The following is a 12,084-nucleotide window of genomic DNA, read 5'->3' on the forward strand; positions in this document are numbered from 1 at the left end:
ATTGCGCTGGCGATCGAACGTTTAACGATAAATCGATGAAGTACGAGGGAATATGCGGCGAATCGGAAAATCGGATCACAAAGTAGACACAATTAGCGGGAATTTTAGCCAACTCGGGCTATATGGAACGAAGGGCGACTTCTGTAGAATATGTAACGTAAACCGAACCCATGGAGGTGTTATCCGCTGTCCAAATTTCGTTTTGCATGGGCCGTTACGCTCCTATGCTGCTTTTTCGTTTTGTTTCCATCCGCTTCAGGTAGGGCAGCTGCATCCGCCGCCGTTCCCCTGCAGCCGATCGTAGATCAGGCCCGGACCGGGGAGACGATTCGGCTCGCTCCGGGAACTTATCTTGGCCCCGTCACCATCCGCAAATCCGTCGCCATCGAAGGAGACGGTGCAGCAACCATAATAAACGACAGCGCCAACTCCGCCATCTCCGTTGAAGCCGACGGAACCCGGTTAAGCGGACTGTTGATTAGACATCAAGGAAATGGGGATACGGCCGGCGTTGAGGTTCATGCCCGTTCGGTTCAATTGGAGCGGCTGAAGATCAACACTCGTGGGCATGGCATGATGCTGCGGGACGCGAATGACGCCGTGATCCGAAACAACGACATCGCATCTTTTGCGGAGACCGCCGCGCATCCCGAAGAAAAAGGGAATGGAATCGATCTTTACAACGCTCAGAATAACAAAATTTCGAACAACAAAATCGCTTATATGCGGGATGCGATTTACATGGAAAACGGCCGCAACGAAACGGTACAAGGGAACCGGGTTTCTTATTCGCGGTATGGCATTCACCTGATGTACATAGACGATTCGCAAGTGGCGGATAACACCGGGGAATTCAACTTTACCGGGGCGATGGTGATGGTCGTGTCCAATACGTCGATTTCAGGCAATGCATTCCGAATGCAAAAGGGCAACGCCAATTCGCAGGGGATTCTGCTATACGACGTGCGCCAATCCCGGATCGAGCGGAACGTGCTCGAAGGAAACCGGGTCGGGATTTATATGGAAAACGCTGCGGAAAACCGGCTGGCGGACAATGATCTCATCCGCAATTTTGTCGGCATCCAAATGATCCGCTCGGACAGGAACGAAATGAAACATAACGCGTTTGTCGCAAATGTCATCGAAGCTTCGGAAAAAGAAAGCGGGAGCAACCGTTTAACGGGGAACTATTGGGACTCCTTTCAAGGACTCGATTTGACGAATGACGGAATCAGCGAATTGCCGTTTTCGGTTCGTCCGTTCTATCAGAACGTCATTGCGGGGAATTCGGCTTATCAGCTGTTTTTCCAGTCTCCGGGGATGAATTTTTTGAGCGAGATGTTTTCGGGAGGCGTTCAAGCCGCCAAAGACAATGCGCCGTTGATGAAATTGGATATTCAGGAAGCGGCAGCGCGTGGCCGGACAGGGGATAACGTTGCCGTAGCCGCCGTCGGATTCGTGCTGCTTGCAGCTGCGTTATCGATAATCGTTTTAGGGGGAATTCGAACATGAAAACAAAAAGATTCTGGATGCCGGTCGCCGTGGTGACGCTTGGCGCGCTCGTTATGAGCGGTTGCGGTGCAAAAAAATACGAAGCCTTGCCCATCGATGAAGCCGTCGATATTTGCGAGGAATGCAAAATGCAGGTCAAAGACGGCGTATACGCGACGCAGCTGACGCTGGCGGACGGAAAAAATTATAAGTTCGACGATATCGGATGCATGGAAAAATGGGAAAAGGAGCATGCGCAGGAAAAGCTGGGCATGGATTTCGTTCGCGATTACAACGATAAAACGTGGATCGAACATGACAAGGCCACCTATGTTTATGATCCGTCCATCCGCACGCCCATGGCTTACGGGGTGATCAGCTTCACAGACAAAAAAGCGGCCGAGGAATTTGTTGCCAAAGAAGGGGTCGGGAAGGTCATGAGCGCGGAAGAGCTGGCCCATCATGATTGGAAGCAAAATAAAGACATGATGATGGGGCATGAGGGAAGCGGATCGGGAGACATGAAGGACATGAAAGGAATGGACGGGACGAGCGAACGCAAGCAGGGGCATTCGGACCATCCATAAACGAAAGGAACCGGGGATGCAAACATGTCGGATATGATCCAATTGGCCAAAAGGGAAATCAGGTTAGGGTTCCGGAATCCTTGGTCGTATTCCTTCCTGATTTTGTTCAGCGTTTTTGGTTTGTGCCTGCTTGGCATTAACGCTCAGAACTATGTGCAAGGGTATTCCGGAGTGACAGCATCGATGCTCAGCCTTATTTTGTATCTGCTGCCTTTGATGACGTTGTTTATCGGAGCGTTTTCGCTTACTTCCGAGAAAGAAGACGGAAGCTGGCAGCTTCTGTCCGCGTATCCGCTCGGGACGCTCGCTTTCGTTGCCGGGAAATATGCGGGACTCCTTGTCGTGCTGCTGACGGTGACGTCTTTCGGGTATGGCCTGATGGGCATGCTTGGCGGCATGATCGGCGCAAATCTCGACTTTAATACGTACGGCTTGTTCTTCATCTTTTCATGTTTATTGGTCCTGCTGTTTTTAGGCTTGGCCATGCTTGTCGGCTCGTTGTCCAAAAACCGATGGCACGCGCTGACGATTTCCGTATCCGTCTGGTTTTTTGCCGTCATCGGCTGGCAGGCGTTTCTGCTTTCCTTTTTAAACCTGCTGCCTTATTTGTGGATCAAACCGCTGCTGGTGACGTCCACGTTTCTGAATCCCGCCGAGCTGGTCCGGATTTTTGTCGTCGTCCGTTTGGGAGGCGGCTCTATTTTGGGTCCGGAATATTACCGATGGGTCGAGTGGATTCAGCGTCCCGGCGGGGGTTTGCTTTTTGGGGCGGCATGCCTGATGTGGACGGTTTGCTTGATGACAGCCGTGTATTGGATTTGGGAAAGGGGGCGCCGGCGTGGATGAAGTGATCGTACAGGTCGAAGGATTATCCAAAAGCATAAAAAAACAGCCGATCGTAAGCGATGTTTCTTTCAGCCTGAAGAAAGGCGGCATCCTGGCATTGTGCGGCGGCAACGGGGCCGGAAAAAGCACCGTGCTGCGCATGCTTGCCGGCATTGTGCAGCCGACGGCCGGGAGCGTATCTGTGAACGGCATCAGCCGGGAGCACAACCGGCGGCTGTATGCCGAACAAATCGGCTATATGCCGGATGATTTTCAATTTCAGCCTGGGTTTGCGGCGCGGGAAACATTGCTTTTTTGGGCGGCGCTCCGAAAGGTTTCCAAGGAACGGGTCGAAGAAGTTCTGGCGATGGTCGGCCTGGAAACCGCCGGAAAAAAGCGGGTCGGCTCCTTTTCCAAAGGGATGCGGCAGCGGCTCCTTCTGGCCCAGGCCCTGCTGGCAAAGCCGCCCGCGCTGCTCATGGACGAACCGACGAACGGCCTCGATCCGTTTTGGACCCGAGAATTCGTTCGTTTGCTCAAGCAGCTCCGGCATGACGGCGGCACGATGATATTTTCGACGCATCAGCTGGAAGTGGCCGAGGAGTTGGCCGACCACGTCGTCTTTTTACATCGGGGCCGGGTTGCCGGCGAGGGGAGCGTCCGTTTTTTCCGGGACAGGTATCGTTCCCTGCATGATGCGTTTCATGCCAGTTTGGGGTTGGAATAAGCGATGCAAAAAGCGTGCAGCCTGCGGGCAATGACGGTCTCATCCGGAGGAAGCTGCTCCGCCGCGTAAGGCTTAAGGCTTGGATGGCTGCCAACCATAACCGCGGTATGGGCGTGCTGGAACATCGTCGCATCGTTTGCATCGTTACCGAAAGCAACGTACGACTTGTCCTCCAGTCCAAGCTTGATGAGCCCGCTCCACTTATCGATGCCGGGAGGGCTAATATCCAATATGCCTTCGTTTCCATGCTCATGCACCACAACGGGCAATGCCGACAGTTTACCGAGCAGCAGCTTGCGGTCCGGGACGTCAAGCCACGCCATTTTTACAATTTTGTCCATGGAAGTGAGAGGAACCTGGCGTGCGCGCCGCTGCGGATCGACATTGCGCCGGATCGGGTGATCATCCCTTCCCGTGTAGGCGTAGTCCCATTCGCCGTCGATAAGATAGGGGAGCCGATGTTCTTCGATGATCGCCAGCAGATGTTTTTGCGTATCCGCTTCAAAATGAACCGTCGACATGATATGGTTATCTTTGGCTGCAAAAGCGCCGTTTCCCCCGACCAACGGATAATGGTGCATATGCGGGGGAAGGACGGGAAGCAGGTCGCGAATCGGGCGCGCGGAAGCAAAAATAACTTCGTGGCCGCGGCGAGTCAGTTCGTCGATCGCGTTGACGATGGCGACGCCAAGCGGCTTGCCTTGAAAACAAAGCGTACCGTCGAGATCAAATACGAATTTCATTGGTTGCACATCCTTCGTCTTTTTGTTTATATCATAGAAGGCGTTGGCGACCAAGGAAAGGACATATGTCCCGAAAGGATCATCGAATCTCATGAAAGTGATACACGATTCCAACTTACTGCAAAAGAAAATGCGGGAATTCGATCTGGAAAGCCTGTTCACCTCATTTTCCGGCATCCCGTTCGAACTCCGCCTTTACGAAGAAGGCGAACTCGTGCTTGCCGAGGGAGAGCGGATGGATGCGCTGTTGTTTTTGGTGGAGGGCAGGGTCAAAATTTCATCCAGCGTGCAGACGGGAAAAGCGCTGCTGCTTCGGTTTTGCGAACCATTTTCGGTGATGGGGGACATTGAGCTGATCCAGGACGTGCCGGTGCAGTCCCAAGTGGAGGCGGTTCGGCGCACGTTGTGCCTGGCGGTTCCATTTTCGTATATTTACGGGCATTTATTGGACGACCCGAAATTTCTAATGTTCCTGTTGACCCATGTTACCTTCAAGCTTCAGACCTGCACGGCGGCTTCAAGGGTCAATTTGCTGGCCGGCGTCGAAAACCGGTTTGCCAGCTATCTGCTGTCCACCCTGCATGAACAAAGCGAATTCGGCCAGGAAATCCGGACGGCCAATACGCAGGAAATCGCGGATTTGATCGGCACGACGTCACGTCATTTGAACCGCGTCATCCTGAAGCTAACCGAACAAGGTGTCATCCGCAAAGAAAAGGATTTGATTTACATTTTGGACGCGCGAGCGCTTAAGGAACTGTCCAACGGAATTCGTTACGAGTAGGTTCTTGCTTAGAATGATGAATCACTTTGCAACTCCTCTTGATTCATAAATATTCCTTATTCTTCAAAGCGTAGTCTTTGCAAATAAAATTTGAACCGTCATTTGATGTTGAATTCATATTAGACCTTGTGATATGGTTAACCCAACCAGCATTGAAAGGGTGAACCAAGGCCAATGATCTACTAATCCTGTCTTCAGCGAATAATCGTGTTAAACGATTCATTTCCGGATAGGGTTAGTGTGGGCTTTGATCGATATATGCACGAGGTGTGCCGTTCCATGATGAACGGCTTGTCATTTCGCGTCAGCCTGCCCCTGTCCGGATTACGGAACAGGGGCTTTTTGCGCGGATTTTATGTCCCTGATTCCGTGAACATGATCAAGGAGGAACTAAACATGAAATGGACATTTCGCGAGTATAAGGTGCCGATGCCAGATTCCGGACCGTACGGTATGGCCTGCGGCCAGGACGGTGCTTTGTGGTTTACGGAGCAGAAGGGAAACCGGCTCGGAAGGATAACGGAATGCGGAGAAATAAGCTCTTTTGTTGTCCCGACGCCGCAAGCGGGTGTGATGTCGGTCGTTGCCGATTCCCGGGGGGACGTCTGGTTTACGGAATATCACGCGAATAAAATCGGGAGATGGAAGCCCGGCGGCGTTTTTGCCGAATATGACGTTCCGACGCTAAACGCCGCGCCTTTCGGCTTGACGGAAGGTCCGGATGGCGCGATATGGTTTACGGAAATGAACACGGGCAAGATCGGAAAAATATCACCCGCAGGCGAAATTGCCGAATACGCATTGCCTAATACCCAATCATTCCCTTCCTTTATAACCCAAGGCTCGGACGGAGCGCTTTGGTTTACGTTAAATCAGGGAAATAAAATCGGCCGGATCACCGTGGAGGGGAAAATCACGGAGTTCGACATTCCGACGCCCCAATCCGGACCGGTCGGAATCGCAAACGGACCCGACGGCGCGTTGTGGTTCGTCGAAATTATGGGGAATAAGATCGGAAGAATCACGATCGGCGGCGAGATCAAGGAATACGCGATTCCGACGCCGAATGCGCGGCCGCATGCGATTGCGCCGGGAATACGGGGAGACCTCTGGTTTACCGAATGGGGAGGCAACCGCATCGGCAGGATTACGATCGACGGCGCCATGACGGAATACTTGATCCCGACCGACATGGCGGAACCGCATGGCATTGCAGTGTCCGAAAACGGGGATGTCTGGTTTGCGGAAGAATGCGATAAAATCGGGCGGCTTATCATGGAAAAGTAACAAGCCGAACCATGTACGGCGTGGCTAAACATCCCCCTTGAACGGCTGCATCTGGAAGTGGACAAAAGTCCAAGGGACACGAAAACTACGGTAAAAACTCAATGAAGCTTTTCGAAGCTGCCGATAGCGGGACGCCCTTTAAAGTTGCAATCCCGACCCGTCGTTCCGGGATCGGCGGATCCAGCGGAATTTCGATCAGTTTGCCCGTCGCCAGTTCATTCATAACGAAATTGCGGGCGATAAACGTCAAACCGAAGCCGCTTCGGGCAAACTCGACCAATAAATCAAGGCTTCCCAATTCAAATTCGGGCCTCAACTCGACGCCGTTGGATTTTGCGTATTCGTCAAGATAATGCCGCGTGCTTCCTCCGGGCTCCAGGAGCAGCAACGGATATTGGCCGATGGAAGCCAGGGGAAACGGAGCCTGCATTAGGGAAACGTATTGTGGATGGCCCACCAAACAATCCTGCAGCACCAAGCTTTGGCGGAAATCGACTTTGGGGTCCGACACGGGCAGATTGACGATCCCGAAGTCGATTTTTCCTTCTTTTAAAAGCGCCAAGGTTTCCGGCGTCGTACGATTCGTAACGTGCACGCGAATTTCCGGGTACTTCGCATGAAACTGCTCGAGGTAAGGCAGCAGGTAATGCTTGCATAACGTGTCGCTGGCGCCGATATGGATTTCTCCATGCAATAAATTTTGCATTTCCGCAATTTTTTTCTTGCCGACTTCAAGCAGGTGAATGGCCTGTTCAACGTATTGAAACAAAACCTCGCCTTCGGCAGTGAGAACGACTCCTTTGGACGTGCGAAAAAACAAAGGCCCTCCAAGGCTGCCCTCCAACTGCTTGAGCGTGTGACTGACCGCGGGCTGCGTAATGTGCAGTTCTTCCGCTGCTTTCGTTAAGCTGCCCAGCTTGGCGGTCCAATAAAAAACGCGGTACCATTCCATATTCGTATCCATTGTCATTACTCCTGTTTATATCAAAGATTATTAATATCAATTTCACTTATGTAATAATCGGAATTATACTTATCCTTGTTGATAAATTCAAGCGATGGGGAGGAAATGCAATTGCCAGTCACAGCGATTGTAGGAGCTAACTGGGGAGACGAAGGCAAAGGCAAAATGACCGACGTTCTTACGGCGGATGCGTCTTATGTTGTCCGTTTTCAAGGAGGCAGCAATGCGGGACACACGATCATTAACGATTACGGAAAATTTGCGCTGCATATGCTGCCGTCGGGGGTATTTTACCCTGATGCCGTCAACGTGATCGGTCCGGGAACGGCACTGGATGTTGAAATGCTGCTGAAGGAACGGGACGAGCTGTTGTCGAGAGGCGTGCCGGAACCGAAGCTGGCCGTTTCAAGCCGGGCTCAGATCGTTCTGCCGGTGCACCGGCTTTTTGACGAACTGGAGGAGGAGCGGTTGGGCGCGCGGAGTTTCGGCTCGACCAAACGGGGGATCGCCCCGTTTTATGCCGATAAATATGCAAAGCTGGGGATCCAGGTTGCGGACTTATATGACGGGAAAAGATTGATACCGCGATTGGAACAACTGCTTGACGCCAAAAACGTGCTGCTTGAGCATTTGTACGGTAAACAGCCTATACGGGCGGAAGAGCTGGCGAAGCCGTTGCTGGAAATGGGCGAAAAGCTTCGGCCTTACGTCGTTGACACGACCCAAATGCTGAATGAAGCTTACCGCAGCGGAGCCTCCATATTGCTTGAGGGCCAGCTCGGGGCGCTACGCGATCCGGATCACGGCATCTATCCGTTTTCGACGTCCTCTTCGACATTGGCGGGTTTCGCAACGGTCGGGGCAGGGCTGCCTGCGCAGGCGATCACCGATGTGGTTGCCGTCGTCAAAGCGTATTCCAGCTGCGTCGGCGCCGGGCCATTTGTGACCGAGCTCGATGGAGCGGAAGCTGAGGAATTGCGCCGGCGCGGAGGCGATGCGGGCGAATACGGCGCTTTGACGGGCCGCCCGAGAAGGGTCGGCTGGTTTGACGCGGTGGCGACGCGCTACGGCTGCATGGTGCAGGGCGCGACCGAAATCGCATTGACCAATCTGGATGTGCTCGGCTATCTGGACCAAATTCCGGTTTGCGCTGCGTATGAACTGGAAGACGGTACGGTAACAGATCAATTTCCGGTAACCTCCATGATTGACGGTGCGAAGCCGGTGCTTCAATATTTTGAAGGCTGGAAATGCGATATATCCGGAGCGCGCACGTTTGAGGAACTGCCTGAGGCCGCCCGGCGTTATGTCGAATATATCGAATCGGCCGTCCAGGTCAAAGCGAAATATGTTTCGGTCGGCCCGAGACGGGATCAGTTGATTTCGCGTGCTCTATAATAAATGAACCGGTATAAGAGGAAAAAGAACCCCGATCATATAGGATTGCGGGTTCTTTTTGTATGCAGCCACATACATGGAACTCGACCCATTATATTCGAAGATGGCGCACTTTTCGGAAAATATGCATAAATTTCCTCCTATGGCGAAAACTAACGTTCATTAGAGGAGGGTGATGCTGCATGTGCCAGCGTTATTCAATGGCCGCCGACCTGCCGGTGTTGATGGACCATTTTCAAGTTGACCGCGTGATGTATTATTACAGAAACCGTTATAACGTCAGTCCGACCCAATTTACCCCGGTCATACTTCAGCAAAACGGCGAGCGCGTCCTGGACGAGTTCCGTTGGGGGTTCATTCCCTACTGGGGGAAAGACGCGGTCAACGCCGACCTGCGTACGGTGAAGGACAACCCTTCGTACCGCAAAATGATCGAGAAACAGCGGTGCGTTATTCCGTGCAACGGTTTTTACTATTGGAAAAAGGAAGGGAAGAAGGCGTACCCCGTGCGAGTGGTGATGAAAAACCGCGGGATGTTCGGAGTAGCCGGTCTATACGAAATCTGGAAAGATCACCATGGCGAGCCGCTCCGGACCTTTACGCTGGTCATGACAAGCGCCAACCGCTTGATCGGAAATTTGGAGGAACCCCGGATGCCGGCCATTTTGCCGGAGGAAGCGATAAAAGACTGGCTGAATGAAGAACCCGGCGAATTTCACCGGCTAAGCTCGCTCCTGCAAACCTACTCCGACGAGGAAATGGAGGCATACCCGGTCACGCCGCTGATCGGCAACGACACGCATGACAGCGAAGAATGCATCCGGGAAATGGATTTGCGGACGGCCTGGGTGAAGCAGTAACTCTAGCGGTTCCGACCGAGAATGAGCATGTTTTGGCGCAATCCCCTCGCCGCCTTTTGCCGCAATTCCCTTTGCCGCAAAAGGCAGCAGGTCCTTGCCTCCCCCTGCTTCATTGGCGCAAACGCTTCAATATGTTATATTATTTGAGCTGGGGGATTCTTTTTTTGAAAGGACAGGCTGTCCTCAGGAGAGGGGGAACTAGGATGAGTTGGCGCAAACCGCTCTTTGGAATCGCTTTGCTGTGCTGCCTATTGTTAAGTGCTTGTTCTTCCGGGGAGGAACACACCGCGGCGCCGGCGTCAGCTCCCACCGTGCAGGATTCCGCCGAACCGGCGGCCGGCGAAGGCCAGACGTTGACGGTGGTGGCTCCGAGCGCAGAGAACAAGGTAAGTCCAAAAAATGATGCAGGCAAATATAAAATTCAAACCAAGCTGACCGATTTTCAGCTGTTAAGCGAAACGCAGGGCATTGCCTGGGGATTGACCCGCAATGAGCTTCGTTTGTATTTAACCGAAGACAACGGCCGGACCTGGGTTAACATTTCTCCGTCGGCCAATGTGCAGTTTCCGGCGAACCCCAAGTACGGAAAAGATATCTATTTTACGGACCCGATGCACGGATGGATTGTCCGCGATCCTTCGGGAATGTCGGAAACGATCGTTTTGCATACGAGCGACGGGGGAGAAACCTGGAGCATTTCTTCGATCCCGCAAAAAAACAGGGTATCGGCGTTGAATTTCGATTCGCCCCTGCACGGCGTGATGATGACGACGGAGGAGGCATCGACGGGCAAGGAGCTGAAGGTGCTCTATCGCACGGATGACGGCGGGGCCGTCTGGAACGTCGCGATGCAGAACACGGTCTACGATCCGGGAAAATCGGGCGCCGGCAGTCCCATTCCGCATCTTGGATATACGGTGGGCCTGAACTTCAGGGATTCGCTGAACGGTTTCGTGATGGTTCAGGAGTTGGGCGAACCGAAACTCTACCGGACGAAGGACGGGGGCAAGAAATGGATCGCAGGCCCGTCCATTTTTGACAGGGAGAAGCTGAAGCCGTGCGTCTCCTATGCGGCGGGGAACCTTGAGTTTTTTGGGGCTTCGCGTCAGGAAGGATGGATTCCGATCGGCTGCAGGCTGGGTGAGAGCACCAAATATAACGGCTATTTCACGAAAGACGGCGGCGAGACGTGGACCTTTGCCAACTTCGCGCTTCAAGCAAGCGAAGGTCTGAACCAATCCCTGCGGCCTTCCTTCATTAATGCAAGCGAAGGATGGGCGCTGGTCGGCAGCACGCTGTATCATACCGTCGACCAAGGCAAGGCATGGTCGGCGATGGCCGGCGATGAAGCGCTGAAGGAAAAGCTGAAGCAGTACCCTGAAGTCGTCAAGCTGCAGTTTTCGTCTCCAACCGTGGGGTGGCTTCTCATCGGCAACAACGAGCAAAAAAGCTCGCGGCTTCTTCAGACAACCGATGGCGGAGTCACGTGGAGAGTGTTGTAACATGAATGGAGAACAGGATGTTCTCCGTTTCAGAGTGTGGACCCGTAGGGTTGTGAAACGAATGATTTTTTCCGTTTCACAACCCTATTTTTCTTTTGAAATTTAGCGTGAATCTGTTTTGGGATCATGTTAAATTTCCCTATTTTATTGCAATTCGCAAGGTTTTTTGAGATTCAATGCATCACATAGAAGCGTCGTGTATTGTTACATTGTTGAAATAGAAACAAAAACTCCATATAATATGGTAATGCACCAACGGGTGGGAGGATAGGCGATGAACAAACAAGAAGAGGTCCTCTTGGAGTTCAGGGATTTATTTAACAAGATGGCTTGGCTTAATAAGAATAAGATGGAAGACAGTCTTAAGGGTTATAAGCCTTCCGAAGTACATTGTATCGAATCCATTGGAAAGCATGTCGATCCCAACGTGACTAAACTTGCCGAGTCCTTATATATGACGAGAGGCGCCATAAGTAAATTGACGAAGAAGCTCATGGAAAAGGGCCTGATCGATAGCTACCAGAAGCCGGAAAACAAGAAAGAAATCTATTTTAGGCTTACCTCGCTAGGGAAAGACATTTATAACATCCATGAGGAACTGCACAAAGAGTTTCAAGAGCGGGATCGAGCCGTGTTTGAGCAGGTAACCGAAGAACAATTTGAAAGTATGCTTCGCTTCATCGAAATGTATAGCAGGCATTTGGATGCAGAAATAAAGAAACAGGGGATAAGTATACATTAAGCCAGAATCCATGGGATCAGGATTTTGCAAAATTCGATTCCAGCCGCTTCCGGGTATAATATATAGACGAACTAAACCGTTTTGCTCTATCTATTGCTGATTAAAAGTCGCTCCTTGGATTTTTGCAAAAACCTCGAATATGAAAATGAAACCACAAGCAGCCTTGCTCTATTG

The 12,084-nt window shown here is 52.1% G+C and carries 12 protein-coding genes; 10 read left to right on the forward strand and 2 right to left on the reverse strand.

Features of this window, described 5'->3' with window-relative positions; genetic code table 11:
- Positions 1–240: 240 nt before the first annotated feature.
- From RJP21_RS11160 to RJP21_RS11175, 4 genes are read left to right on the forward strand one after another with little or no spacing between them, the layout of a single operon-like run.
- On the forward strand, positions 241–1,512 hold the full coding sequence (locus RJP21_RS11160) for a right-handed parallel beta-helix repeat-containing protein (protein ID WP_310859318.1): 1,272 nt from the start codon (positions 241–243) through the stop codon (positions 1,510–1,512).
- Positions 1,509–2,078, forward strand: a complete 570-nt coding sequence (locus RJP21_RS11165; RefSeq protein WP_310859319.1) for a nitrous oxide reductase accessory protein NosL — start codon at positions 1,509–1,511, stop codon at positions 2,076–2,078. Before RJP21_RS11160 ends, RJP21_RS11165 begins: the two co-directional genes overlap by 4 nt.
- A gap of 24 nt (positions 2,079–2,102) precedes the next feature.
- Complete coding sequence (locus tag RJP21_RS11170) at positions 2,103–2,924, forward strand: ABC transporter permease (protein WP_310859320.1); 822 nt, start codon at positions 2,103–2,105, stop codon at positions 2,922–2,924.
- Positions 2,917–3,630 (forward strand): ABC transporter ATP-binding protein, encoded by a 714-nt coding sequence (locus RJP21_RS11175; RefSeq protein ID WP_310859321.1) that lies wholly within the window; start codon positions 2,917–2,919, stop codon positions 3,628–3,630. The genes RJP21_RS11170 and RJP21_RS11175 overlap by 8 nt, the downstream gene beginning before the upstream one ends.
- Here RJP21_RS11175 and RJP21_RS11180 read toward each other — a convergent pair.
- The gene (locus RJP21_RS11180) at positions 3,606–4,373 is read right to left on the reverse strand and encodes an HAD-IIB family hydrolase (RefSeq protein WP_310859322.1); all 768 of its coding nucleotides are present in this window, start codon (positions 4,371–4,373) and stop codon (positions 3,606–3,608) included. The two genes, RJP21_RS11175 and RJP21_RS11180, sit on opposite strands and share 25 nt — an antisense overlap.
- 91 nt (positions 4,374–4,464) lie before the next feature.
- Between RJP21_RS11180 and RJP21_RS11185 the strand changes: the two genes are divergently transcribed.
- Positions 4,465–5,157 carry a Crp/Fnr family transcriptional regulator gene (locus RJP21_RS11185; RefSeq protein ID WP_310859323.1) on the forward strand — a complete coding sequence of 231 codons (693 nt, stop codon included), beginning with the start codon at positions 4,465–4,467 and terminating at the stop codon, positions 5,155–5,157.
- A 396-nt stretch (positions 5,158–5,553) separates the two neighbouring features.
- Positions 5,554–6,444 carry a Vgb family protein gene (locus RJP21_RS11190; protein ID WP_310859324.1) on the forward strand — a complete coding sequence of 297 codons (891 nt, stop codon included), beginning with the start codon at positions 5,554–5,556 and terminating at the stop codon, positions 6,442–6,444.
- An 85-nt stretch (positions 6,445–6,529) separates the two neighbouring features.
- On the opposite strand, the gene RJP21_RS11195 is transcribed toward RJP21_RS11190, so the two are convergent.
- On the reverse strand, positions 6,530–7,408 hold the full coding sequence (locus RJP21_RS11195; RefSeq protein WP_310859325.1) for a LysR family transcriptional regulator: 879 nt from the start codon (positions 7,406–7,408) through the stop codon (positions 6,530–6,532).
- A gap of 111 nt (positions 7,409–7,519) precedes the next feature.
- On the opposite strand from RJP21_RS11195, the gene RJP21_RS11200 reads away from it, so the two are divergent.
- The 4 genes from RJP21_RS11200 to RJP21_RS11215 all read left to right on the forward strand — a co-directional run bounded on the left by RJP21_RS11200 (position 7,520) and on the right by RJP21_RS11215 (position 11,910).
- Positions 7,520–8,806: an adenylosuccinate synthase gene (locus RJP21_RS11200; protein WP_310859326.1), complete on the forward strand. Its 1,287-nt coding sequence runs from the start codon at positions 7,520–7,522 to the stop codon at positions 8,804–8,806.
- Between the two features lie 182 nt (positions 8,807–8,988).
- Positions 8,989–9,666, forward strand: a complete 678-nt coding sequence (locus RJP21_RS11205) for an SOS response-associated peptidase (protein ID WP_310859327.1) — start codon at positions 8,989–8,991, stop codon at positions 9,664–9,666.
- 203 nt (positions 9,667–9,869) lie between these two features.
- Positions 9,870–11,168 carry a WD40/YVTN/BNR-like repeat-containing protein gene (locus RJP21_RS11210; RefSeq protein WP_310859328.1) on the forward strand — a complete coding sequence of 433 codons (1,299 nt, stop codon included), beginning with the start codon at positions 9,870–9,872 and terminating at the stop codon, positions 11,166–11,168.
- Positions 11,169–11,442: 274 nt separating this feature from the next.
- Positions 11,443–11,910, forward strand: coding sequence for a MarR family transcriptional regulator (locus tag RJP21_RS11215; RefSeq protein ID WP_310859329.1), 468 nt, complete (start codon positions 11,443–11,445; stop codon positions 11,908–11,910).
- The last annotated feature ends 174 nt before the right edge of the window (positions 11,911–12,084 follow it).

Source organism: Paenibacillus sp. VCA1, from assembly GCF_031583795.1.
Taxonomy (GTDB): Bacteria; Bacillota; Bacilli; order Paenibacillales; family Paenibacillaceae; genus Paenibacillus_AQ; species Paenibacillus_AQ albilobatus.

What these genes read in the sequence shown, in the direction of transcription:
- RJP21_RS11215 (WP_310859329.1), top strand. Translation starts at nt 11,443, where the DNA reads ATGAACAAACAAGAAGAGGTCCTCTTGGAGTTCAGGGATTTATTTAAC.
- RJP21_RS11170 (WP_310859320.1), top strand. Translation starts at nt 2,103, where the DNA reads ATGTCGGATATGATCCAATTGGCCAAAAGGGAAATCAGGTTAGGGTTC.
- RJP21_RS11195 (WP_310859325.1), bottom strand. Translation starts at nt 7,408, where the DNA reads ATGGATACGAATATGGAATGGTACCGCGTTTTTTATTGGACCGCCAAG.
- RJP21_RS11185 (WP_310859323.1), top strand. Translation starts at nt 4,465, where the DNA reads ATGAAAGTGATACACGATTCCAACTTACTGCAAAAGAAAATGCGGGAA.
- RJP21_RS11205 (WP_310859327.1), top strand. Translation starts at nt 8,989, where the DNA reads ATGTGCCAGCGTTATTCAATGGCCGCCGACCTGCCGGTGTTGATGGAC.
- RJP21_RS11165 (WP_310859319.1), top strand. Translation starts at nt 1,509, where the DNA reads ATGAAAACAAAAAGATTCTGGATGCCGGTCGCCGTGGTGACGCTTGGC.
- RJP21_RS11190 (WP_310859324.1), top strand. Translation starts at nt 5,554, where the DNA reads ATGAAATGGACATTTCGCGAGTATAAGGTGCCGATGCCAGATTCCGGA.
- RJP21_RS11180 (WP_310859322.1), bottom strand. Translation starts at nt 4,373, where the DNA reads ATGAAATTCGTATTTGATCTCGACGGTACGCTTTGTTTTCAAGGCAAG.
- RJP21_RS11210 (WP_310859328.1), top strand. Translation starts at nt 9,870, where the DNA reads ATGAGTTGGCGCAAACCGCTCTTTGGAATCGCTTTGCTGTGCTGCCTA.